This window comes from Paenibacillus barengoltzii G22 (assembly GCF_000403375.2).
GTDB lineage: Bacteria > Bacillota > Bacilli > Paenibacillales > Paenibacillaceae > Fontibacillus > Fontibacillus barengoltzii.
In genome coordinates this window covers 1-23,616 of the sequence record NZ_KE159655.1, presented here as the reverse complement: position 1 = coordinate 23,616, position 23,616 = coordinate 1, and the positions used below count along the sequence as shown (strand labels likewise).

Annotated in this window: 17 protein-coding genes and 1 rRNA gene; 17 read left to right on the top strand and 1 reads right to left on the bottom strand. The window is 48.4% G+C overall.

Annotated features, from left to right (window positions below):
• Window positions 1-6: 6 nt before the first annotated feature.
• The 8 genes from C812_RS17965 (at window position 7) to C812_RS17930 (ending at window position 8,559) form a co-directional block, all read left to right on the top strand.
• Window positions 7-1,629, top strand: coding sequence for a polysaccharide pyruvyl transferase family protein (locus C812_RS17965; protein WP_016314075.1), 1,623 nt, complete (start codon window positions 7-9; stop codon window positions 1,627-1,629).
• Between the two features lie 230 nt (window positions 1,630-1,859).
• A complete protein-coding gene (locus C812_RS17960; protein ID WP_016314074.1) occupies window positions 1,860-2,603 on the top strand; it encodes a sugar phosphate nucleotidyltransferase in 744 nt (247 codons plus the stop codon).
• 19 nt (window positions 2,604-2,622) lie between these two features.
• On the top strand, window positions 2,623-3,171 hold the full coding sequence (gene rfbC / locus C812_RS17955) for a dTDP-4-dehydrorhamnose 3,5-epimerase (protein ID WP_016314073.1): 549 nt from the start codon (window positions 2,623-2,625) through the stop codon (window positions 3,169-3,171).
• Window positions 3,172-3,184: 13 nt separating this feature from the next.
• Complete coding sequence (rfbB, locus tag C812_RS17950) at window positions 3,185-4,207, top strand: dTDP-glucose 4,6-dehydratase (RefSeq protein ID WP_016314072.1); 1,023 nt, start codon at window positions 3,185-3,187, stop codon at window positions 4,205-4,207.
• The gene (rfbD, locus tag C812_RS17945; RefSeq protein WP_016314071.1) at window positions 4,204-5,079 is read left to right on the top strand and encodes a dTDP-4-dehydrorhamnose reductase; all 876 of its coding nucleotides are present in this window, start codon (window positions 4,204-4,206) and stop codon (window positions 5,077-5,079) included. Before rfbB ends, rfbD begins: the two co-directional genes overlap by 4 nt.
• Window positions 5,080-5,177: 98 nt before the next feature.
• Complete coding sequence (locus tag C812_RS17940) at window positions 5,178-6,116, top strand: glycosyltransferase family 2 protein (protein ID WP_016314070.1); 939 nt, start codon at window positions 5,178-5,180, stop codon at window positions 6,114-6,116.
• A gap of 110 nt (window positions 6,117-6,226) precedes the next feature.
• The gene (locus tag C812_RS17935; RefSeq protein WP_016314069.1) at window positions 6,227-7,156 is read left to right on the top strand and encodes a glycosyltransferase family 2 protein; all 930 of its coding nucleotides are present in this window, start codon (window positions 6,227-6,229) and stop codon (window positions 7,154-7,156) included.
• Complete coding sequence (locus C812_RS17930) at window positions 7,153-8,559, top strand: undecaprenyl-phosphate glucose phosphotransferase (protein WP_016314068.1); 1,407 nt, start codon at window positions 7,153-7,155, stop codon at window positions 8,557-8,559. The genes C812_RS17935 and C812_RS17930 overlap by 4 nt, the downstream gene beginning before the upstream one ends.
• Window positions 8,560-8,633: 74 nt before the next feature.
• On the opposite strand, the gene C812_RS17925 is transcribed toward C812_RS17930, so the two are convergent.
• Window positions 8,634-9,776, bottom strand: coding sequence for an acyltransferase (locus C812_RS17925; protein WP_016314067.1), 1,143 nt, complete (start codon window positions 9,774-9,776; stop codon window positions 8,634-8,636).
• Between the two features lie 157 nt (window positions 9,777-9,933).
• Between C812_RS17925 and C812_RS17920 the strand changes: the two genes are divergently transcribed.
• The 9 genes from C812_RS17920 to C812_RS17880 form a co-directional block, all read left to right on the top strand.
• The gene (locus C812_RS17920; RefSeq protein ID WP_016314066.1) at window positions 9,934-10,824 is read left to right on the top strand and encodes a phosphatidylinositol-specific phospholipase C/glycerophosphodiester phosphodiesterase family protein; all 891 of its coding nucleotides are present in this window, start codon (window positions 9,934-9,936) and stop codon (window positions 10,822-10,824) included.
• A gap of 414 nt (window positions 10,825-11,238) precedes the next feature.
• Window positions 11,239-11,940 carry a heptaprenylglyceryl phosphate synthase gene (gene pcrB, locus C812_RS17915; RefSeq protein WP_016314065.1) on the top strand — a complete coding sequence of 234 codons (702 nt, stop codon included), beginning with the start codon at window positions 11,239-11,241 and terminating at the stop codon, window positions 11,938-11,940.
• Window positions 11,941-11,990: 50 nt separating this feature from the next.
• Complete coding sequence (pcrA, locus tag C812_RS17910) at window positions 11,991-14,369, top strand: DNA helicase PcrA (protein WP_016314064.1); 2,379 nt, start codon at window positions 11,991-11,993, stop codon at window positions 14,367-14,369.
• 370 nt (window positions 14,370-14,739) lie between these two features.
• A complete protein-coding gene (gene ligA / locus C812_RS17905) occupies window positions 14,740-16,758 on the top strand; it encodes an NAD-dependent DNA ligase LigA (protein ID WP_016314063.1) in 2,019 nt (672 codons plus the stop codon).
• A gap of 211 nt (window positions 16,759-16,969) precedes the next feature.
• Window positions 16,970-18,331 carry a radical SAM/SPASM domain-containing protein gene (locus C812_RS17900; protein WP_016314062.1) on the top strand — a complete coding sequence of 454 codons (1,362 nt, stop codon included), beginning with the start codon at window positions 16,970-16,972 and terminating at the stop codon, window positions 18,329-18,331.
• A 289-nt stretch (window positions 18,332-18,620) separates the two neighbouring features.
• A complete protein-coding gene (locus tag C812_RS17895) occupies window positions 18,621-20,063 on the top strand; it encodes an ABC transporter substrate-binding protein (RefSeq protein ID WP_244268358.1) in 1,443 nt (480 codons plus the stop codon).
• Between the two features lie 206 nt (window positions 20,064-20,269).
• A complete protein-coding gene (locus C812_RS17890) occupies window positions 20,270-21,451 on the top strand; it encodes an MFS transporter (protein WP_244268357.1) in 1,182 nt (393 codons plus the stop codon).
• Between the two features lie 302 nt (window positions 21,452-21,753).
• Window positions 21,754-23,106 carry an extracellular solute-binding protein gene (locus C812_RS17885; RefSeq protein WP_051135017.1) on the top strand — a complete coding sequence of 451 codons (1,353 nt, stop codon included), beginning with the start codon at window positions 21,754-21,756 and terminating at the stop codon, window positions 23,104-23,106.
• A 404-nt stretch (window positions 23,107-23,510) separates the two neighbouring features.
• A 16S ribosomal RNA gene (locus C812_RS17880) occupies window positions 23,511-23,616 on the top strand; the annotation flags it as partial.

The window sequence follows — 23,616 nt, the reverse complement described above, 5'->3', positions numbered from 1 at the left end:
GTTAAGATGGCTAAGCTGAGATATATCCAATGCGGAGCGGAATATAGGATTTCTCCGTCTCGTGATCCATATGAGAATTATGTTTCAACGGGTTTAAATACCGGCAATCTATATATTGGTTATGCAGTACACACTTTGTTCAATACACGTAAAATGTTTAATTTATGGGCTCCTCTAACGGAACAAGAAGTAAATGAGATCAAAAGCAACTTTGATATCATTGTTATGGGTGCTTCTAATTTTATTAATAGTAGTACAGACTTTGGGGTACCTGCTGATAATTTAAATAAATTGAAATTACCAATAATAGTTCTTGGAATTGGCGCTCAGGCTCCAAATGAAACAATAAAAAAGATCCCTCTAACTAAAGGAACAGAGCGTTTTCTAAATAGTATTAGTGAATATTCCAATTTAATTGGAGTTAGGGGAGAATATACAGCTGAACTGTTGGAAAAAATGGGGATTAGAAATTTTCAGATTATTGGATGTCCAACTTATTATATTAACAAAAATATAAATTATAAAATTTATAAAAGCGAACGTAACTTTAATGAACTCAAGATAGCTTTAAATTATACAAATATCTCACAAAGATGTGACGAAAAGATATTGAAGTTTGCTTATGAAAACGATATTGATATTATTGGACAAACTGAATATGTAGAGGAGTATTGGAAAAGAAGTCTTCCATATAATTTTTCAGATGAAAAATTATGCAAAAAGACTAAAGATAAAGAAAAACTATATACTAAAATACTAAAGAGGGACATTAACGAAGTTAAAGAGTTTATGAGGAACCATTTTGATCAATATTATGATATTGATCAGTGGATTCAGCAGATAAAAAAGTACAATTTTGTATTTGGCACAAGATTCCATGGTAACATGATAGCCGTTCAAAATAGTATTCCATCATTACTGGTGACACATGACTCAAGAACAAAAGAACTTGCTGAATTTTGTAACATTCCTTATATTACTGCCAACAATTTAGTTGGAGATCTTAATTTGGAACGGCTTTATAATGAGATGGATTATAGTAAATTTAACTTGGAATATCCGACTAAATTTAAGAGCTTTTTGGAGTTTTTAAAAAATAACGGAGTTTTAGATATTGATGAACTAATTATCAATAGTGATTTGCAAAATGAAGCTCAATTAACAACTGAAAGCATAAAATCATTATCAATTATGGATTCTTATATATCAGAAGTTTTTGCTACAAGTCAGATACTGTATAGATGTCCATTAGAAAACATTGCTGCTTTAAATCAGGGACCTTGTGTGGATCGATATACACTTGAGATTGATGGACTTCATATCAAAGTTGTCGGTACAGATCCAATGGTTATTCTCCCTAATTTTGTGAATTATGATAAAACGAAGGTTTATGTAAAAATTCAATTAACTGCACCAGCAAATACTGTACTCGAGATTTTTTATGAAGAGGAAAATGGGGAGTCACAATATCCGTACAGTGAATCACGAAAAGTTTCTAACATTATTTACGAAGGTAAAAATGAGATCTATTTGGCTATTGAAGCAGATGCTATTATTAAAAGTTTGAGATTAGATATTGGTAACACTCCTGGAGAGTACGTTTTGCATTCATTAGAGATAAGAGCATAGCAATATAGCAAAAAAATATTCATTGGATAGTTTTTTATTAGGATAGAAAAGTATTAGATTTTCTATCCTATTCTTGTATGCATTAAATATAATCTATTACAGACTGAGAAATTTGAATTGTTGAGATGTAGAAAAAGAGCTGATCTACAGCTTTAATCAGCTTATTGATTGAATTTGTCCATCAAAATGAATGACAAATAAAATTATCGAAGATTATTTAAGGAGGAACGATGAAGGGAATTATATTAGCAGGTGGTACAGGATCACGATTGTATCCACTAACGAAGGTCACAAACAAACACTTACTACCTGTTGGCAAATATCCAATGGTTTTTCACGCCGTCAGAAAACTGAAGCAAGCCAATATTACTGATATTCTTGTAGTAACTGGTAAGGAGCATATGGGAGATGTTGTAAGTCTTCTTGGTAGCGGGAGCGAAATTGGCGTATCCTTCACTTATAAGGTTCAAGACGAGGCTGGGGGAATCGCCCAGGCTTTAGGCTTAGCTGAGCACTTTGTCGGTGATGATCAGATGGTCGTGATTCTCGGAGACAATGTTTTTGCCGATGACATCTTTCAATTTGTGGACAACTTCAAAAAGCAGAAAACAGGCGCAAAAATCTTAATTCAAGAGGTACATGATCCAAAACGATTTGGGGTTCCTGAAATACAAGGTGATCGGATTGTATCGATTGAAGAAAAACCGCAGAACCCTAAGTCGAATTATGCAGTGACAGGCATTTATATGTATGACCATAAAGTCTTTGAGATAATTAAGACGCTAAAACCGTCTGCCCGTGGTGAATTGGAAATCACCGATGTGAATAATGCATATATTGAACGTGGAGAACTAACCTTCGATGTGCTGCAGGGTTGGTGGACAGATGCTGGAACGCATGCCTCATTAGCACGAGCTAATGAACTTGCCAAAGATCTAGAGTTTGGGGAAGAGTTTGGGAAACTTAAGCAATAGAAAGGAAGGTTTTTAAACGATGAAGCTCACCTCGCTTAAGTTGGAAGGCGCGGCCTTGCTAGAACCGGTGGTGCATGGAGATCACCGGGGTTTTTTTATGGAAAGTTACAATGATTCCGTTATTCGTGAACTTGGCGTGAATTTTGACTTTATTCAAGACAATCAATCTCTGTCAGCTGAACCGGGAGTCCTCCGTGGTTTGCACTATCAGTTGAATCCCAAAGCTCAGACGAAATTGATCCGGGTATTAACAGGGGCGATCTATGATGTCATCTTGGATATTCGTCGGAGCTCACCGACTTATGGTCAATGGGTTGGCGTTATTTTGAGTGAGCACAATAAGCGTCAACTTTTAGTACCGAAAGGCTTTGCGCACGGGTTCTGCACCTTGGTGCCAAATACCCAAGTTTTCTATAAAGTGGACGAATACTACTCGCCGGAACATGATCGCGGCATATTATGGAATGATCCGGCTTTGAACATCGATTGGCCTGTTAGTGAGCCGTTGCTTTCGGACAAAGACCGGAGGCATCCGACATTTGCGGAAGCGGAAATGAATTTTGATTAGGAGGATTCCTTTCATGAAACTTCTCGTTACAGGCGGTGCTGGATTTATCGGCAGCAACTTTGTTTTATATATGCTGAAACAGCATCCCAATTACCAAATTATAAATGTAGATGCACTGACTTATGCCGGGAACCTCGAGAATTTGAAGTCGGTGGAAGGTAATCCTAATCATACGTTTGTGAAGGCGGATATAACGGACGCTAAAGCAATGGATGGGTTAATTAGCCAAGACGTTGATGTTGTCGTTAATTTTGCGGCAGAGTCGCACGTGGATCGCAGTATCTTGGAACCGGATATTTTTGTGAAAACGAATGTACTGGGGACGCAAGTTTTGCTTGATGCGGCGAAAAAGCACGGGGTCAAAAAGTTCGTTCAAGTCTCTACCGATGAGGTTTATGGAACGTTGGGAGAAACGGGATTATTCACGGAAGAGACGCCGCTTGCTCCGAACAGTCCTTATTCGGCAAGTAAAGCTGGCGGGGATTTGCTCGTTCGTGCTTATCATGAGACCTTCGGACTTCCTGTAAATATCACGCGCTGTTCCAATAACTACGGCCCTTATCAATTCCCGGAGAAGTTAATCCCATTAATGATATCCAGAGCCCTTGGGGATGAAGCGTTGCCTGTGTATGGGGATGGTCTCAATATTCGCGACTGGCTTTATGTAGAGGATCATTGCAGTGCGATTGACCTCGTCATTCATCAAGGACGTGATGGCGAAGTTTACAATATCGGTGGAAATAACGAGCGGACCAATTTGCATATTGTACGTACGATTCTTGAACATCTGGGTAAGCCGGAATCGTTGATCAAGCATGTGCAGGATCGTCCAGGGCATGATCGCCGCTATGGAATTGATCCTACTAAAATCATGAAGGAGCTTGGCTGGAAACCAAAGCACACGTTTGAAACGGGGATAAAGGAAACCATTCGTTGGTATTTGGACAATAAGGAATGGTGGACCCGGATTCAAACGGGGGCCTATCAAGAGTATTATGCCAAACAGTACGGTCATCGTTTGGGTGATCCATCATGAGAGTGCTTGTAACCGGAGCGAATGGTCAGCTGGGCCATGATGTTGTGGAGCTTTTTGGGAGTGCAGGGCATCTTGTGCTGGGATGTGATCGGGACTCGTTGGACATCACTGATGAGACGATGTGTCTCGAAAGTGTACAACAGTTTAAGCCGGATGCGATTATCCATTGTGCAGCATATACGGCGGTCGATCAGGCGGAAACCGATGTTGATGCCGCATATGCCGTGAATGCTGTAGGAACGCGTAACATGGTGTTAGCGGCAGAGCGAGTGAAGGCGAAGTTCTGCTACATCAGTACGGATTATGTTTTCGATGGAACTGCTGTTTCACCTTATCAGGAATACGATAATACCAATCCCCAGAGTGTATATGGGAAGTCGAAGCGAGCTGGGGAAACATTGGTTCAAAGCCTGTCTTCCGCGTTTTTTATTGTTCGGACATCCTGGGTATTTGGTTTGCATGGACAAAATTTCGTGAAGACGATGCTGAAGCTTGGTCAGGAAAAGCCATTACTTAATGTTGTAAACGATCAAAAGGGTTCCCCTACTTACACGGTAGATCTGGCTGCATTTCTGCTGGAATTGATTCAGACCGAGAAATATGGGATCTATCATGCTTCAAATACTGGGGAATGCACATGGTTTGAATTTGCACAGGCCATTTTTGAAGAAGCATCTAGCGTGTTTGGGCAAGGTTATTCGGTACGTGTAGAGCCATGTACAACCGAAGATTTTCCGCGCCCAGCTCCAAGGCCTCGAAACTCGGTTATGGATCATCTATCCATTCGCACAAATGGCTTTCAGGATATACGGCCATGGAGAGAGGCGCTTAAAGCATTTCTGATTGAACTAAAAGCTAACCAGGAGATATAAATTCTGGTTAGCTTTTGCTTTTAACTTCTGAATTACCACGATACATAGAGGGTTTGATATAATACCTACAAGAAACCATAGCAAAGGAACCTCACCCCATGAATCCAACCGTCAGCATCCAAATCGTTACCTATAACAGCGCGAAGGACATCGAGGAATGCCTGAACGCCGTTCGACAACAAACCTATCCAATTCAGGAGATTATCGTTATCGATAATGCGTCCACAGATGGTACGGTGGAGCGGGTACGAGCCTATGTTGAGCAGACCCATGCGAACAACATCCACTTGGTAGCTAATTCAACAAACACCGGCTTTGCTCCAGCCCACAATCAGGGGATTCGCATGACGCAAAGCGATTATGTGTTGGTGTTGAATCCGGACGTACAGCTTGGAACTGAATATGTTGAGCGGCTTGTGAGGGTGATGGAACAACGTCCGGAGGTGGGAAGTGCCACGGGGTTGCTCATCCTAAAGTCGTCCCCGGATATCGTGGACAGTACCGGTTTGCTGATGAATGGGATATGGCGTGCTTTTGATCGTGGGGCAGGGGAACCGGCGAGTCGATGGAGCGCATCCGGCGGAGTATTTGGCGTATCGGGCGCCGCGGCCATGTACAGACGCAAGATGATCGATGAGCTATCGGTGGATGGCGAGTTTTTTGATGCGGATTTTTTTGCTTACAAAGAGGATGTTGATGTCGCTTGGCGAGCTAACTTGCTTGGCTGGAAAGCCTATTATTGTGCGGAAGCCGTAGCCACTCATGAGAGAGGGTGGAAGAAGGGGAGCCGTCATACGCAGCCTTTGTTCATTCGCCGGTATTCTTACATCAACCGATATAAAATGATTTATAAGAATCTATCGGGAGCACGATGGATGAAGCATTTGCCGAAGCTGCTGGCTTATGAGCTGGCGAGCAATGGATATATGCTATTAAGAGAACCTAAGGTGCTAGGGGCCTGGAAGGACTTTTTTGATAAAATGCCAGAATTGAAGAAGAAACGGCGGGAGATCCAGCGCAGAAGATTAATGGAATAGCTGCAATGTTCACCTTTTCTTCCGCTTTCTCCCTCTTTCACCTCCCTCATGCCATGATGTGCTATAATGTCGATAGATTAATTTATTTGTAGATTCGGAGCGCACATATCATGGATTTAAGTATATTGATCGTCAATTATAATACACGCCAGCTGACGTTGGACTGTCTGCGGTCGGTATACGACTCCGAGACGGTCTATTCGTATGAAGTCATTGTCGTGGACAATGCTTCAAGGGATGGTTCGGTGGAGGCAATTCGAGCTGAGTATCCGGAAGTGGTGCTGATTGCGAACCAGGAAAACACGGGATTTGCCAAAGCGAACAATCAAGGGATGGCGATCGCCAAGGGACGCTATGTTCTTCTCTTGAATTCAGACACCGTAGTGCAGCCCGATACTTTTCAAATTATGGTTTCCTATATGGATGAACACCCAGAGCTCGGGGCATCAGGATGCAAAGTTATCCTGCCGGACGGCTCGCTGGATAAAGCGTGTAGAAGAGGATTTCCTACACCGTCCGCGTCCTTTTACTATGCTTTCGGACTCTCGAAGCTCTTTCCAAACCATCCGCGGTTTAATCAGTATCAGCTCGGTTTTTTGGATCCGAATGAGACATATCCGGTCGACTGTCTGGTTGGTGCCTTTATGCTCGTGAGACAGGAAACGATTCGCCAGGTTGGCGGTTTAGACGAAACCTTTTTTATGTACGGAGAAGATGTGGATTGGTGCTATCGCATCAAGCAAGCGGGCTATGGGATACATTACCATCCCGCCACATACATTGTTCACTATAAAGGAGCTAGCAGCCGGCGTAAGCCTTTTAAGATTATCTATGAATTTCACCGCGCGATGTGGGTTTTTCATAGGAAGCACTACGTTCGCAACTATTCTTGGGTAACGAATGCAGCTGTGTATTGTGGGATCGCATTAAAGTTCCTCTTATCTCTAGCAAAAAACAAACTACTCCCGGTAGGCATGAAATCTCCATCAGGGGCAAGCCAGCCGGAGTTGGCGGAAGTCAAAGCGGAGGTGAAATCATGATCCGTAAGAACCAACGGTTCTTAACTCAATTGTATATTCTCACGGATTTTGTTTTTATCCAAATTGCCTTCCTGCTTGCTTGGTGGGTGAAGTTCGAAAGCGGTTGGATTCAGTACGAGCGGCCGCTTCCCGTAGAAATTTACGCCTTCTGGAGCGTTGTCTATGGTGCGATTGCGGTGTTTGTGGGGATCTTAATTTCCTTGTACACTCCAAAACGCAAAAAGCGCTTCGCCGATGAAGCCTGGAAGATCCTGCAGGTTCATGTTGCAAGCCTGTTCCTGTTGCTGAGCTTGATGTTCTTCTTCCGGCAAGTGGACATCTCCCGTCACTATTTGGCGTTATACGTGACGTTCAATTTGCTCTTGATTATGTTCTATCGGTATTTTTTGAAAAACGCCCTCAAGCAGCTGCGGAGGAAGGGTTACAACAAACAGTTTGTCCTGATTCTTGGAGCGGGATCGTTGGGCCAACGCTTCCATGATAATTTGCGGCAATATCCTGAACTTGGCTATGAGATCGTTGGATTTTTGGATGATCAGAAGGTTTGGGAGAGAGGCGAGGCAGCTCGCTATAAGCCGATCCTTGGAAAAATTGATGAGTTGGAGCGTGTCCTGGAACAGAAGTTGATTGACGAAGTGGTTCTGGCACTCCCGCTGGAGGCACATCATCGATATGCTCAGATCATAGCCGTATGTGAAAAAGCCGGCGTAAGAACGTTAATCATCCCGGACTACTTTGATTATTTGCCGGCCCGGCCTTACTTTGACAATTTTGCGGGCATGCCGATGATTAACGTTCGAGATATTCCGCTGGATTTGGCCGGTAACCGCGTCGCCAAGCGGATATTTGATATCGTCTTCTCGCTGCTGGCGATCATCATCACTTCACCGATCATGTTGATGGTTGCGATTGGGGTCAAGCTGACCTCCAAAGGCCCGATCATCTTTAAGCAGGAGCGGGTAGGGCTGAATCGTCGGACGTTCCAAATGTACAAGTTCCGTTCCATGCGGGTATTGCCCGAAGGAATTGAGGACACGGGCTGGACGACCCAAAACGATCCGCGTCGCACCAAGTTCGGGGCGTTTATTCGGAAGACGAGCCTTGATGAGCTGCCGCAGTTCTTTAATGTATTGGCGGGGCATATGAGCGTGGTGGGACCGCGTCCGGAACGACCTTATTACGTGGATCAGTTTAAAGAGGAAATCCCCAAATACATGGTGAAGCACCATGTGAGGCCGGGGATCACCGGTTGGGCGCAAACCCATGGGCTTCGCGGAGACACGTCGATTGAGGAACGGATTAAGTACGATATTTTCTATATTGAGAACTGGTCAATTTTATTAGATATCAAAATCGTACTGAAAACCGTCGTAAATGGTTTCGTCAACAAAAACGCATACTAACGGGCTATCCCATCACAAAGAAACGGTCTCTTCATTTCGAAGAGGCCGTTTTGCTTTTAGATCCTTCCATCTCCTCACCCTGCCATTCCTCGATCCGTGCCAACAGGAGCCTTCCGCCAACGCCCCCTCATTTTGCGGTAACCGATGCACAAGCTTATGCTGACACAGGCGCACAGGATAAATGAAATCAGAGTTTGGGCGTATACGCCAAGGCCGCCGAGATAATTCAAAGCTAGTAGATTTGTATATCGCAAAATAAAGGCATGCACCAGATAGGCGCCAAAGGAATATTTGCCAATGAGGTTTAATACAAGTCCCACCTTGGTGGGCCGGGTGAGCAGGCGTTGTACCCCATAAAAAAGAAACGGAAGCATTGCAAGCGTGGCCCACAGCATCAGCGGCTTCAGCGGCCCTGTAACGTTGGCGCTAGTCAAATAGTCGCCAGCTGCCGCGCCTTGGTTGATGGCGGCTATTTTGGTGCCGATATCGATCAGGAAAAGTACAGTAAGCACCAAGCTGATGCCCCAGAGGGAGCGTACGGCCTTTTTCCAGCGTTCATAATACAAGCCGACCAATCCACCCAGTACAAAATAAAACGTCCAGAATAGAAAATTACGGTCTAGATAGCGATAGAGCGTGTGCAAGATAGGTTGATCCGATTGAAAGACACCCTTCCTCAGTGCTTCCAGCAAAAGCAAGTTGGCAGTCAGAAACGCTAGAGTGACAAACAAATTTACCTTAGCTGGTCGTTTGCCTGACAAGAGCAGGCGGAAAATAGGAAACAGCAGATAAAACGGGATAATCATGACCATGAACCACAAGTGATACGAGGCTTTTCCCGTCAGAGCCAGCTCCAGCATATGCAGGAGATCCTTCCAGCTGCTGAAAATAGCATCTCCGCTGCGAAGACTCACCCAGATATAGTAGAAGAACGTCCAAAACAGATAAGGGAGGACGACCTGTTGCCCTCTTCTTTTTAAGAAGCGTCCAAATTGAAAGGATCGGTCGTAATTATAAAACAACACTACGCCGGTGATAAACACAAAGAGCGGGACAGCGAACCGAATCAATCCCAGAAAGGTTGTCCCCAAGCTGACGGATAACGGCGATATGTCGGGTTGAACGAACAATCCGGCGATAGCATGCTGCAGCACGACCGCCAGGAAGGCAATCCCGCGAAGGGCTTCAATCTCCTCCAGTTTTGCTTTTCTCTCCATAATGTCCTCCATTGGGGTTTGACATAGAACGACCATAAAGAAAATGTGTGCATTCGTCAACCGTATTCCTGAATCTACCGGGAACTCTATCACTTGAGAGATTGTGAGATATGCTATAATGTCCATAAACTAGAAACGTAGATAGGATCACATTCTCATGAAAAACAAACTTCTCAACAACCTCCTTCTGATCTTGGGTATTGTGCTGTTGGTGCTCAGTTGGCTCCCGGAGACACCGAAGACAGGGAAGGGCGACTTTCGAGCCCATCGGATGGTGGCCCACGCCATGGGTGGGATTGAAGGTTTGACGTATACGAACACTTCTGATGCTTTTCTCACAAACTATGATCAAGGGTTCCGCGTGTTTGAAGTCGACCTCCTGCTTAGCAGCGACGGGAAGCTGGTGGGGCGCCATGAGTGGAGCCAGAAGTTTACTCAATCATTGGGAGAACAGGATGAGCTGACGGAGGACCAACAAAGTAAGGTAATGAGCCACGCCGAGTTTAAGGCGGCAAAAATTCAAGGCGTCTACGAGCCCTTGGATTGGGACGATGTGCTGGAATTGATGGAGCAGTACCCGGATGTGTATATCATCACGGATACCAAGCAGTCCAGCCCGGAAGAAATTCAACAGATTTTTACCCAGATCGTTGATCAGGCCAAGGCGAAGGACCCAGAGCTCTTGAAGCGGGTGGTGCCGCAAATCTATAACCGCGAAATGTGGGAACCGGTTCAGGCGATTTATCCGTTTGCTTCGGTGATTTTTACGTTATATCAAACGCATGATACTGACGAGGAAGTAGTGGCTTTTGCGAAGGACAAGCATCTCGCAGCCGTCACCATGTCGGATACGAGGGCGAACGCACAGCTGATCGAGGAGCTCAACCGGATTGGCGTGCCTTCTTACATCCATACGATTAACGACCTGAAGACCATGGCCAAGTTCAAAAGGATGGGGGCTTACGGGTTCTACACTGACTTTTTGACGGAGGCAGATTTGGCAAAAAACACGGGAATGCTGTCCTTAGTAAACGGATTTGCGTGGTAAAAAACGTATCATGAAGGGGATCTCATAGAGGTTGCAGGTCGTCCGGCTCTCATTCTCGCGATTATCCCTTTACATCAGGGAGTGGAGAAGGAGCCTCATCGACTAGAATTCCTCGAAGATCACACCAACGATCCAATGACCCCTCCCTGAACAAAAGGGATAATCCCGCAAAGAGATGCCAGAAAGTGATAAGGGCCATCATAGATCTAAGAGCCGCAAGAACTGCGGCATTTTTTTGTGTTCGCATCGGACGCGAACATTGACAGGGTATCCCCGGTAACATAGACTAGAAACAGAACTGGAAATCTAGTCATGAACAGTAGTCATATATCAGATGGATGAGAGAGCGGGGCGGAGCGAAAAGCCCCGTTTTTCGCGGTCCTTCTGCTGAATTTATCGTTGGAGGAATGGAAATTGAAGCAGATGATATCTGGCTGGCGGCATGTGTTTAAGCTGGATCCGGACCGTCAGCTGGACGATCGGTCACTGGAAGCGGTGTGTCTGTCGGGGACAGATGCTGTGATGATCGGCGGATCGAGCGGGGTGACCTATGACAATACGGTGGACCTGCTGTCTCGCGTGCGTCGTTTTGAGGTTCCTTGCGTGTTGGAGATTTCCAATCTTGAGGCGGTCGTACCTGGATTCGACCTTTATATGATTCCGATCGTGCTGAATGCAGGACATCAAGATTGGATCATCGGGCATCATGCCAAGGCAATCGAGCAGTACGGGCACCTGATTCCTTGGGAAATGCTCGTGCCGGAAGGCTATCTCGTGCTCAATCCAGAGGCGACGGTCGCTAAGGTAACGAAGGCGCAAGCCCTATTGGAGCCGGTGTCAGTCCGGTCATACGCCCAAGTGGCGGATCGTTTGCTTCAGCTTCCGATTGTCTATTTGGAATATAGCGGGCAGATCGGAGATTTTGAGTTAGTAGCGGACGTAAGGCGGACACTGGATCAAGCCCATCTATTCTATGGCGGCGGGATCGTGGATGCGGAAACGGCGTGCCGCGCAGCTGCCGTGAGCGATACGGTGGTTGTCGGCAACGCGGTGTACGATAATCTGGAGCGGGCGCTGGAAACGGTAGCGGCGGTAAAGGATACCGTTAGCAAATAGTGGTGCACAATGAAGATAAGAAGATGTTTTCTATGGAAGGAGCAAGTTTGATGCAACCTGTGAACATACAAGAGGCGGTAAGCCGCCTGAATCCGCAGCAAAGACAAGCCGTCGAGGCGACCGAAGGGCCGCTGCTGATTATGGCCGGCGCGGGCAGCGGCAAGACGCGTGTGCTGACGCACCGCATCGCCTACCTGATCGCAACGCGCAAAGCGCCGCCATGGGCGATTCTTGCGATTACGTTTACGAACAAAGCGGCCCGTGAAATGCAGGATCGGGTATCTCGGTTGGTAGGCGGTCCGGAGGGACGGGACATTTGGGTGTCGACGTTCCACTCGATGTGCGTGCGCATTTTGCGGCGGGATATTGAGCGGATCGGGTTCACCTCCAACTTCTCCATCCTGGATTCTACGGACCAACTGTCGGTGATTCGTAACTGCATGAAAGAACAGAACATCGACACGAAGAAATTTGAGCCGAAGGCGGTTCAAGCGGCCATCAGCGCAGCGAAGAACGAACTGATCACGCCGCAGCAGTATGAGCAGAAGATCGGCGATTATTTTGAAGGTATTGTAGCGAAGATCTATACCCAATACCAGAAGCAGCTGCGCCAAAACAACTCGCTGGACTTCGACGACCTCATTATGAAGACCATCGAACTGTTTAAAGCGGCTCCGGATGTGCTTGATTTTTATCAGAAAAAATTCCAATACATCCACGTCGACGAATACCAGGATACGAACCGTGCGCAGTATATGCTGTGCCGGATGCTGGCAGACAAGCATCACCGCATCTGCGTCGTCGGCGACAGCGACCAATCGATCTATCGTTGGCGCGGGGCGGATATCAGCAATATCCTGAACTTCGAGAAGGATTATCCTGAAGCCAAGACGATTCTGCTGGAGCAGAACTATCGTTCCACCTCAACGATTCTGAATGCGGCCAACGAAGTCATTGGAAATAACACCGGGCGCAAGCCAAAGAAGCTGTGGACCGACAAGGGCGACGGCGACAAAATCAAGGTTTACCGCGCGGATTCGGAGCATGACGAGGGGTATTTTGTTACAACGGAAATTCATAACAGCGTCAAAAGCGGGCGGAACTACCGCGATCATGCGATTTTGTACCGGACGAACGCGCAGTCCCGGGTGATCGAGGAAATTCTGATCAAATCGGATATCCCGTATCAGATCGTGGGCGGCATTAAGTTCTATGATCGCAAAGAGATTAAGGACTTGCTTGCCTACCTGCGCGTGCTGTCTAATCCGGATGATGACATTAGCTTGACGCGGATCATCAATGTACCTAAACGGGGCATTGGCGACACAACCGTAGCGAAGCTGGCAGATGCTGCAGCGCAGCGAGGAACTTCGATCTACCGCGTGCTGGAAGTGGTGGACGATCTGGGCTTTGCCGGGCGGACGCGGAATGCGTTGGTTGAGTTTTTTGACATGATTCATGGGTTGCACCAGATGGTTCCTTACCTGTCGGTTACGGAGCTGACGGAGAAGCTGCTGGAAGTCACCCAATACCGGCTGGAGCTGCAAAATGAAAATACGCTCGAAGCCCGCTCACGGCTGGAGAATATCGACGAGTTCCTGTCCGTGACGATGGAATTCGAGAACAATAATGAAGACAAGTCCCTGGTTTCCTTCCTGACCGATCTGGCGCTGATCGCCGATATCGACAGCATGAACGATAACAACGATGCGGAGAAACCTAACGACGACGCGGTGGTGCTGATGACGATGCACAGTGCGAAGGGCTTGGAGTTCCCGGTCGTGTTCATCATCGGCATGGAGGAAGGCGTCTTCCCGCATAGCCGGGCGTTCCTCGACGACGAGGAACTGGAGGAAGAGCGGCGTCTGGCGTACGTGGGCATCACCCGTGCCGAGGAGAAGCTGTTCCTCTCGTGCGCGCAGATGCGCACGCTGTTCGGCCGCACGACGGCGAATCCGCCGTCCCGGTTCCTCGATGAAATCCCCGAGGAACTGAAGGAGGACGGCGGTCGCGTGCCGCGCGACCGCTACGGCCGAGGCGCCGGCGTGGGCGGCGCCTACAGCGGCCGCGGCTTCAGCAGCGCCGGCGGCGGCAACTTCGGCCGCCCGGCCACGGCCGCGGCCGGCGGCTCATGGGGCCGGTCCACGGCTGCGCCTAGCGGACCGGCCGGGCGCGGCACCGCCGCTCCCATGCGGAGCGGCGTGACCGTGACCGGCGGCGGCGCGTCCAGTGGCGCCGCCAAGACCGCCCCCGGCGATTTCAGCGCCGGGGACAAGGTCGCCCACGCCAAGTGGGGCGTGGGCACGGTCGTTGCCATCAAAGGCACCGGCAACGACACGGAGCTGCAGATCGCTTTCCCCGCACCAGTGGGGGTCAAGCGGCTGCTGGCCGGATTCGCTCCGATCACGAAGGTGACCGACGGCGAGTGACCGATGGCAAATTACCGTGTATAGATTTGCCTCAGTCCGGGGAAGGCTGGCGCCATTCGCAGAAAATAAGGGTAAAGAATGGCCTTATCATTATCGAGCCTGGCCTTCCCCAAGAAATAGGGCCATTTTAGGTTCTTATTTTGCCCTGATGGCCCACATTTGCTAGAATTGGATGGAGATAGCGCCATATTTTTCCCTTATTTCCCGCGGACTAGCGCCTTTCCGGTAAATAGCGGTAAAAATTACCCTTATGCCCGCTCAGGTGATCATGTCATCGCCTCAATCCATTGACTCACTTACGGAGCGAACCCAACCGGGTTCCTCCGTGTTGATACATAAACATACCTGACTGAAGGAGGGTTGTCCCTGCATGGATGCGATGCAAAGGATGGAGCAGCTCGTTGAGCAGCTGAACCGCTACAACTATCATTACTACACCTTGGACGAGCCGATCATCAGCGACAAAGAATACGACCAGTTGTATGATGAACTGACCGCGCTGGAGGCGGAGACGGGGATCACCCTGCCTGATTCGCCGACGGGGCGCGTAGGCGGCGAACTGCTGGAGGGCTTCAAGCCGCACCGTCATCTGGCTCCGCTGTGGAGCTTGGACAAAGCGCAAAACGAAGAGCAGCTTCTGAACTGGAACAACCGGGTTCTCAAGCTGATCGCCGACTACAATGGTAAAAACCCAACCACGCCATTGCCGGACCCGACTTACGTGGTCGAGCTGAAATTTGACGGGTTGACGCTCAATCTCACCTATACGGATGGACGGCTTGTTCAGGCGGCGACCCGGGGGAACGGTGTTGTGGGCGAGGGGATCTTGCCCCAAGTCAAAACGATCAAATCCGTGCCGCTGACGATTCCTTACCGCGAAGGGACGATCGAGGTGCAAGGCGAGGGCATCATGAATCTGTCGGTGCTCGCCAAATATAACGAGACGGCAGCGGAGCCGCTGAAGAACGCCCGGAATGCCGCTGCCGGTGCCTTGCGCAACCTGAACCCGCGGACGACGGCGGAGCGGAAGCTCAACGCGTTTTTCTACAATGTGGGGTATTCAGACAACCTGAACTTCCAGGATCATCGGGAAATGATGGCTTTCCTTAAAGACAACCGATTTAAGGTGAACCCTTATGTCACCTACCATGACAGCTTTGACAAAGTGATCGAAGCGCTTCATGAAATCGTGGAAAAGCGCCCAACCCTCGATTACCTCATCGACGGAGCCGTCATCAAAATCACCGATATGCGCACGCGCGAAGTGCTGGGATATACGGACAAATTCCCGCGCTGGGCGGTGGCTTTCAAATTTGAGGCGGAAGAGACGACAACGATTCTGGAGTCTGTGTCCTGGAACGTTGGGCGTACCGGGAAAATCACACCGCTGGCGAAGGTTGAACCCGTGGAACTGGCCGGCGTCACCGTTCAAAACTGTACGCTCAACAACATCGGCGATATCGAACGCAAAAACTTGAAGTATGCTCTGGGCACCCGCGTATTCATCCGTCGGTCCAACGATGTCATTCCGGAAATACTCGGCAAAGTGCCGGATGAACCGGAAGGCGGGGAGATCATCTACCCTGAGGTTTGCCCGGCCTGCGGTACGCCGCTGGAGCAGCGGGGTGCGCATTTGTTCTGCAACAACCGCTTGGGCTGCAAACCGCAAATTGTGGCGCGAATTACGCATTTTGCTTCCCGCGACGCCATGGATATCGAGACGTTCAGCGAGAAAACAGCCGAGCAGCTGCACGATGAGCTGAACCTCCGCGAGCCGGCTGATCTGTATACGTTGACGTTTGATGATTTAATCAAGCTGGAGCGTTTTGGCGAAAAGAAAGCCAACAAACTCCTCCAGGCGATCGAAGTGAGCAAAGGGCGCGATTTGGCTTCCTTCTTGTTCGCGCTGGGTATTCCGAACACCGGCAAATCGACGACCAAGGTGCTGGCCGATCATTTTGGCAGCCTGGAAGCGGTGATGTCCGCTACTACAGAAGAGCTGACGGCGCTGCCGGACATCGGCGGGATCGTTGCAGACAGCATTGTGAACTTCTTCGCCGATCCGTTCTATCAGGCGGGCATCCGCAAAATGCTGGAGCTGGGAGTATCGCCGAAGGCCCCGGTCAAAGCCGCCGCGCCGGTGACGGACTCCTTCTTCTCCGGGAAAACGGTCGTGCTGACGGGTACGCTGCATCAGATGAGCCGGGACGAAGCGTCCGAACGGCTTGAGGCGCTGGGCGCCAAGGTGACCGGCAGTGTATCGAAGAAGACCGATCTGGTCATCGCCGGCGAGAAGGCCGGCAGCAAGCTGGCGAAAGCCCAGGAGCTGGGCATCCCGGTCATCGAAGACGAGAACGAGTTGATCCGGCTGTTAAACGAAAGCGAATAGAAATCAGAACGCATAGAGAGCTTACACCAATTCCTTTTCCTATCCCTGAGCACATCTGCGGACATCCGCGGGTGGGTTCGGGGATTTTTTTGCGGCCAGCGATCACAAAAGTGACGAGAATCATGGCAAACCAGCGGCGTTTTCTTCATCATAGGGCGGTGGACCGGAGGGTTCGATAGTTAAATATCATCATAAAAAGGATGGAGAACACATGAATCACGATGCGTTACAGTGGAAGCCTTCGCGCTTTAATGCGCACAGCGAAACCGATGACGGCGGACTGATGCTGTACAACAGCTACACCGGGGCGATTGCCGCCTGTTCGCCTGCCGAACGGAATCAGGTTCTGGAGTGGCTGACCCCGGCCGCGCCCGTTCCTGAACCTGCGCCTCCGCTGTACGAATCGCTGATTGAACAGGGGTTCCTTGTCCCCGGCGATACGGACGAAATGCGGCGCGCCTTGTTCCTGCATCAATCCATGCATGCGCAGGATGCGATGCATCTGGTATTACTGGTGACGGAGGCGTGCAATTTCCGTTGCACGTATTGTTATGAATCGTTTCCTCGGGCGACGATGCGCGAGGAGGTGATCCGGGGGCTGGAGGCCTACATGGGGGTGCGCGCCCGTACGCTGAAGCAGCTGACGATCAGCTGGCACGGCGGAGAGCCGCTGTTGGTCCCGCATGTCATTGAACGATTATCCCGTTCGTTCATGGCCGCCTGTGAGGTGAGCGGGGCGAGATATGGCGCGGAAATGTCGACCAATGGATATTATTTGACGCGTGATCGATTTGAGCAGATGCTGGATCTGCATGTCGAGCGGTTTATGGTGACCTTGGATGGTGAAGGGGAGACGCACAATGCCCGCCGCGGCTTAAACGGAGGCGGGGATACCTATCAAACCATCGTCAATAATTTAATGTCATTAAAAAAAGTGGACCGTCCGTTTGAAATCAATTTGCGTGTGAACTTCGATAACAGCAATTTAGAGGAAGTTTCTCGATTCATTCCGGTGCTGCGCGATTTATTTGGGGATGACCCGCGATTTAAAGTTTATTTCCGTCCCGTGGGTTGTATGGGCGGGGAGAACGACCTTAATTTGCCGGTATGCGACGAGCGGACGAAAGATCGCAGCATTTGGGCTTTCAACGAGCAAGCGATCGCTGAAGGGCTTACGGTCAGTTCGTTTATCTCGGATATTTTGCTGCCGACGGGGGCGGTTTGTTATGCAGCGAAGCCCAACTCTCTAATCGTTGGTTCGGACGGCATGTTGTATAAATGCTCGGTTGCACTGGAGCAGGATAATAACCGCCTGGGCCGGATTCACGAGGACGGTACGCTGGATCTCGATTATGACAAGCTGGCGCTGTGGACAACATCCGGCGAGGAGACGGATGAGAAATGCCAGGCTTGCTTCTTCCGGCCGGCTTGCCAAGGGAACCATTGTCCGTTGTATCGGATGCGGACGGGGAACCGCCCCTGCTCTTATGAGAAGCGTCAGATCAAGAAGACCTTGCGCACAATCTGGCTGCAGGCGCAGCGGGAAGTGATGGCTTCTGCTTCTGAAGCCTAGTTTTACTAGAGTTCCTGTACACCCTAGCAAGGAGGTGATAGGCATGAAGATCATCCGTTCCGCGGCTCAGCCCGCACACATTAAAACCGGACGACTCTCCAAATCCGTTCCGGGGAACCTGAGCTAATCATATCTTGCTCATCAATAGACCGATTCTCTAAGCAAAAACTGCTAAGAGAATCGGTTTTTTTACCAGAATATGAAACTATCGATACTTGCATACGTTATTATGGTAGAGTCATCATTAAAAAACATTCATTTGGAGGTCGTAATGAAGAGGGAGAAGTTCATGAAGGGACTGCTGATTGTATTGGCCTGCATGCTGTTCGCAGGTTGTACCAGCCGCCCTGCACAGGAGAAGGAGCAGACGTCCAGCTTTAAAATCATGTATTGGGATGAGCAGTACTTTTTTCAGCAGTATGGTGATTTGTTTGCAATTAAACACCCAAACGTGAATATCGAAGTGGTCAACACGAACAGCATCTACAACAGTTCAAATGGCGAGCCGATCGATTATGAGAAAGCTTTCTCGGATTTCGTCGATAAGGAACAACCGGATGTCATCCTCTTGGATTCCAGCAACTACGAGAAGTTCGTGAACGACGGGAAGCTCATGGAATTAGATACGTTCATCGCGCGGGATAAATATGATACGGAGAGCATCTATCCGGCGCTCATCGAAATGCTGAAGGAGCAGGGCGGCGGCAAATTATACGGATTGGCCCCGACCTTTAGCGGCAACGCGATTTTTTATAATGCCGATTTGTTTGCGAAATATGGCGTCGAACTTCCACATGACGGGATGACCTGGCAGGAAATTCTCGACTTGGCGCGTCGCTTCCCAACCGAAGGGGATAAGGATACTCGCGTCTATGGGTTTGGAGTGCAGTACGGCATGTCCATGGAGAATTTAGCTTCGTACATCGCCTCCGCTCAGGGATTGCAGTTCTTGAATCCGGACACGATGAAGATCACGATCAATACGGATTCCTGGAAACAAACTTATAAGCTGGCGATGGATGCAATCGACTCCAAAGCGATTTATATTCCCGACGAAAATGGCTTCCAAGGCGGGACGATGGAAGAGTACTATAAGAGCCGGCCTTTCTTGATGGGGAGGGTGGCCATGTCTGTGGAAAGCACCTACATGTTGCAAGACCTGAAGCAAGCTCAAGAGGTGATCACAGATTACAAGCCTTTCCAGCTGGGAGTTGCTGCTGGGCCGGTGGATCCTGCCGATCCTCAAACGACACGGTCCGTGTACTTTAACGATATCTTCGCGATCCGGGCAAATTCGCCAAATGCGGATGCAGCATGGGAGTTTATCAAGTTTATCAATGGTGAAGAATTCGCTAAAGTTAAATCGCGATCGCTCAACAACGGATTGCTGTCCCGGATGGGGATTTCTACTGAATTTAACGGGGTCAACCTGGAATCCTTCTATAAACTGAAACCGAAGTTTGATTCGAGTTCTAGCCGCGACTACGCGAAAATACCAGACGATTTCTATATGCAATACCAGCCGATTCTGGAGCGAGAGATGAAGCTAGCTCAGGAGAAGAAGAAATCGATTGATGAAGCTTTGCAAACAGTGCAGGATGAGGCTCAAGCGTTGTTGGACAAGGCGTTGAAGGATGAAGCGGCCAAGAAGGGCTCTGAAGGCAACGCGGAATCCGGTGCGTCCGGTGTAACTACGGATGCAGTGGAGATGTTCGAGGACTCGGGGCAATAATTGATGGGTGACCCAATCCATCTTTGAGGGGGGGTTCCTTGCGGAAGCAGGGAGCAACCCTCTTTTTTGTGTAACCCGAACTTTCAAAAGATTGCCATCATTCCGGTCGATTCCTTAGGGGTTTGCGCCAGCGTTATATCGTATAATTTTCAAAAAAGAAACCGGTTGAGGAGAACGTCATGCCAAATAAGCCAACTATGCTAAATATGCCAAAAACGAAATGGATCATAAATTTTCTGGTTTTCATCAGCTTTATGGATTTGTTTATCCAGCTTCCGGTTATGGGACCGCTGGCGCTGAGCCTTGGAGCGAGTTCGTTTCAAATCGGGCTTGCCGTGGGCATGTACTCCCTGACCAATATGATCGGGAATATGCTGGCAGGGTTCTGGATCGACCGATACGGAGGCAAAAAAGTGCTGCTCGCGGGTTTGGTTACGACAGCCGGAATTCTGTTGCTGTACACCACGGTTCGACAGCCTTCAGCGCTTTTGACGGTTCGCATGCTGCATGGTCTTGCCGGCGGGCTGCTGGTGCCTAGCGCATTCACTTTAGTTTCTTATGTCTCTTCTGACCGAGATCAAGGTCGTTCCATGGCTCATTCTGGAGCGGCTGTTGGGATTGCCGCCATTCTTGGGCCGGCCTTTGCAGGAATGATGAAGGCTAGTGTTGGAGTGAATCGTTTATTTATGGCTACATCGGTGATATTGCTGCTGGGAGGGGTTCTTGTTCTGATGGTTAGGCTTCATGCTGGAGGAACCGAAGCGCGCGATAAGGATGCATCGAACGACAATGTTTGGAACGCATTTGGAGCATCCTTGCGCAATGAATCGGTTGCAACCGCTTATTACGGCGCATTTGCATTAATGTTTGCCATGGGAGCGTTGACGTTTAGCCTTCCTTTAAAAGCGGAGGCGCTTGGTCTGCCTGATCAGGCCGCCGGTATGATGCTTAGTGTATTTGGGGTTGTGGCCATCAGCTTCTTTGTGTTGCCGAGTAATCGGTGGTTTGATACAGTTTCTCCACTCCGATTAAGTGTGGCGGGCGGAGCGACGGTTCTCGTATCGTTGTGTGTACTGTCGATGACAGATCATCAACTTGGTATGTTTGCCATCATGGGGTTTTACGGATTAGGATTTGCTCTGCTGTTCCCAACTCTCAATTCACTGCTCGTCAACAACGTCGATCCTGTACATAAGGGCAAAGCATTTGGAATGTTCTATGCTTTCTTCTCCATAGGAGTTGTAGGAGGATCTTCAGGTCTCAGTGCATTTACGGGGGATTATGATCTTGCGCTTCGCTTGGCTGCAGGCTTCTTACTGGTGTCTTGCAGCATCCTGGGAGTTTGGGGGAATCGACGGCGGAGGGGGCGGGGATCTACTACCTATTAGGGTTACATTACTTGCGTTACATTTATTCCTAACATAACAACCTTTTTAAGATGCGAGTTCTCGTTGTAACGAAAATAAAAAAATTCTCTCAACAAATTTTCGGTCCTTTTGCCAAAACTTGAAACTATCTCCTTTTCTTGAACGTCTGTTTCGCATAGATAATTAAAATATATATTTTGGAGGTAGTGATGAGGAGAAACTGGTTACATAAAGGGCTGCTAGTATTATTGGGTTGCGCACTTATGGCGGGCTGTACAAGCGGAACTGCGCAGGAGCAGGGACAAAAGTCTAGGTTCAAAATCATGTTTTCTGATGAAAGCTATTTTTATCAGGAGTATGGGGATTTGTATGCCATTTCGCATCCTGATGTCGAAATCGAAGTGGTTAGTATGAATAGTCTTATTAATTATTCCGATACTGAAAATTTTGATCACGCGAAGGCTTTCTCAGATTTCGTTGACAAGGAAATGCCTGATATTGTGCTTCTAAGTTCATCGAATGGGGATTACCAAAAGTTCGTCGAAGACGGAAAATTGTTGGAGTTGGACAGTCTAATCCAACGGGATAAATATGATCTTGATACGTTCTATTCTGGTATGCTCGATGTTCTCAAGGAGGAAGGGGACGGCAAGTTATACGGGTTATCTCCGACTTTTTCGCCAAGTGCTGTTCTCTACAATGCGGATTTGTTTGCGAAATATGGTATTGAGGTGCCGCACGATGGAATGACCTGGAAGGAGATTCTTGATCTAGCGCGTCGGTTTCCAACAGAAGGTGATAAAGATACACGTGTCTACGGTTTTGGAATGTTATACGGCGATTCATTGGAAAGCTTAGCCACTGAGATCGCTGGGTATCAAGGGCTGCAGATGTTGTCTCCAAGCACGATGAAATTGACGTTAAATTCTGATTCATGGGTGCAAGCTTATAAGCTGGCAAAGGATGCATTGGATTCCAACGCTATCTACAAGCGAGATTCCGAAGGGGACAGTTTTGGAACAGTGCGAGAGTATTATCAGAACCAGCCCTTTGTGAAGGGGCGTGTCGCGATGACTGTTGAGAATTTCAGTACGCTTCGTAATCTGAAGCAAGCGCAGGACTCGCTCGAAGACTATAAACCGTTTCAGCTCGGTGTTGCGGCAGGACCGGTGGATCCTGCTGATCCCGAGTCATCGCGGGGGATCTTCTTCAATGACATCTTCGCTATCCGGGCCAATTCCCCAAATGCAGATGCAGCTTGGGATTTCATTAAGTATGTTAATGGAGAGGAATGCGCAAAAGTTAAGTCTAAATCGATAAGTCGAAGTTTGCTGAGCCGTATGGGGTATTCCGAGGAGTATAAAGGAATCGATATGGAGCCGTTCTACAAACTTAAGCCGAAGCTTGATCGGGAAACTCGTCGAGTCTGGGATATGATCCCTAAAAGTTTTTATCCCCAATACCAACCGATTCTTAACCGGGAGCTGCAGCTTGTCCAAGCGAATAAGAAGTCGATCGAGGAAGCTTTGCAAACGGTCCAGAAGGAAAGTCAGGTTGTTCTCGATATGTTATTGAAGGAAGAGGCCGAGAAAAGTGGAACGAGTGATTCCGCAAAAACTGAAACGAGCGCCGCAGGAACGACCAAATCCTTTGGGGAGAGTGATTCGAGCATTTAAAGCAATTCGTCAGTTAAATTCACAGATTTCTGCAGAGGGGAGACCTTGCAAAAAGAGGTTTCTCTTCTATTATTGATTGTACGAATGATATAGGATTGTTGATGAGAATTGCCTGATAACAGATGGGATAAAATTCATATTGCAAAAAGGTTGCCAACGTGATAAATTATTACTTGTCGCTTCGAACGACATGCTGTAGAAAATCATTATGAGCTGTCGAAAAAAGAAGTTGACATGATTCGATCAAATGAGTATAATAAATAACTGTTCGACAAAAACTGATTCTTGTGATTGGTGATTGGGACAGTAAGCAAGTTCTTTGAAAACTGAACAAATGGAACACGTCAATTTTTAATTAGACGATATGAATCGTCAGTTTTGAAATGAGCAAGTCAAACACTACTTTATTGGAGAGTTTGATCCTGGCTCAGGACGAACGCTGGCGGCGTGCCTAATACATGCAAGTCGAGCGGAGTTTATCGGGAGCTTGCTCCTGATAAACTTAGCGGC

What these genes read in the sequence shown, in the direction of transcription:
- C812_RS17965 (WP_016314075.1), top strand. Translation starts at nt 7, where the DNA reads ATGGCTAAGCTGAGATATATCCAATGCGGAGCGGAATATAGGATTTCT.
- C812_RS17960 (WP_016314074.1), top strand. Translation starts at nt 1,860, where the DNA reads ATGAAGGGAATTATATTAGCAGGTGGTACAGGATCACGATTGTATCCA.
- rfbC (WP_016314073.1), top strand. Translation starts at nt 2,623, where the DNA reads ATGAAGCTCACCTCGCTTAAGTTGGAAGGCGCGGCCTTGCTAGAACCG.
- rfbB (WP_016314072.1), top strand. Translation starts at nt 3,185, where the DNA reads ATGAAACTTCTCGTTACAGGCGGTGCTGGATTTATCGGCAGCAACTTT.
- rfbD (WP_016314071.1), top strand. Translation starts at nt 4,204, where the DNA reads ATGAGAGTGCTTGTAACCGGAGCGAATGGTCAGCTGGGCCATGATGTT.
- C812_RS17940 (WP_016314070.1), top strand. Translation starts at nt 5,178, where the DNA reads ATGAATCCAACCGTCAGCATCCAAATCGTTACCTATAACAGCGCGAAG.
- C812_RS17935 (WP_016314069.1), top strand. Translation starts at nt 6,227, where the DNA reads ATGGATTTAAGTATATTGATCGTCAATTATAATACACGCCAGCTGACG.
- C812_RS17930 (WP_016314068.1), top strand. Translation starts at nt 7,153, where the DNA reads ATGATCCGTAAGAACCAACGGTTCTTAACTCAATTGTATATTCTCACG.
- C812_RS17925 (WP_016314067.1), bottom strand. Translation starts at nt 9,776, where the DNA reads ATGGAGAGAAAAGCAAAACTGGAGGAGATTGAAGCCCTTCGCGGGATT.
- C812_RS17920 (WP_016314066.1), top strand. Translation starts at nt 9,934, where the DNA reads ATGAAAAACAAACTTCTCAACAACCTCCTTCTGATCTTGGGTATTGTG.
- pcrA (WP_016314064.1), top strand. Translation starts at nt 11,991, where the DNA reads ATGCAACCTGTGAACATACAAGAGGCGGTAAGCCGCCTGAATCCGCAG.
- ligA (WP_016314063.1), top strand. Translation starts at nt 14,740, where the DNA reads ATGGATGCGATGCAAAGGATGGAGCAGCTCGTTGAGCAGCTGAACCGC.
- C812_RS17900 (WP_016314062.1), top strand. Translation starts at nt 16,970, where the DNA reads ATGAATCACGATGCGTTACAGTGGAAGCCTTCGCGCTTTAATGCGCAC.
- C812_RS17895 (WP_244268358.1), top strand. Translation starts at nt 18,621, where the DNA reads ATGAAGGGACTGCTGATTGTATTGGCCTGCATGCTGTTCGCAGGTTGT.
- C812_RS17890 (WP_244268357.1), top strand. Translation starts at nt 20,270, where the DNA reads ATGCCAAAAACGAAATGGATCATAAATTTTCTGGTTTTCATCAGCTTT.
- C812_RS17885 (WP_051135017.1), top strand. Translation starts at nt 21,754, where the DNA reads ATGTTTTCTGATGAAAGCTATTTTTATCAGGAGTATGGGGATTTGTAT.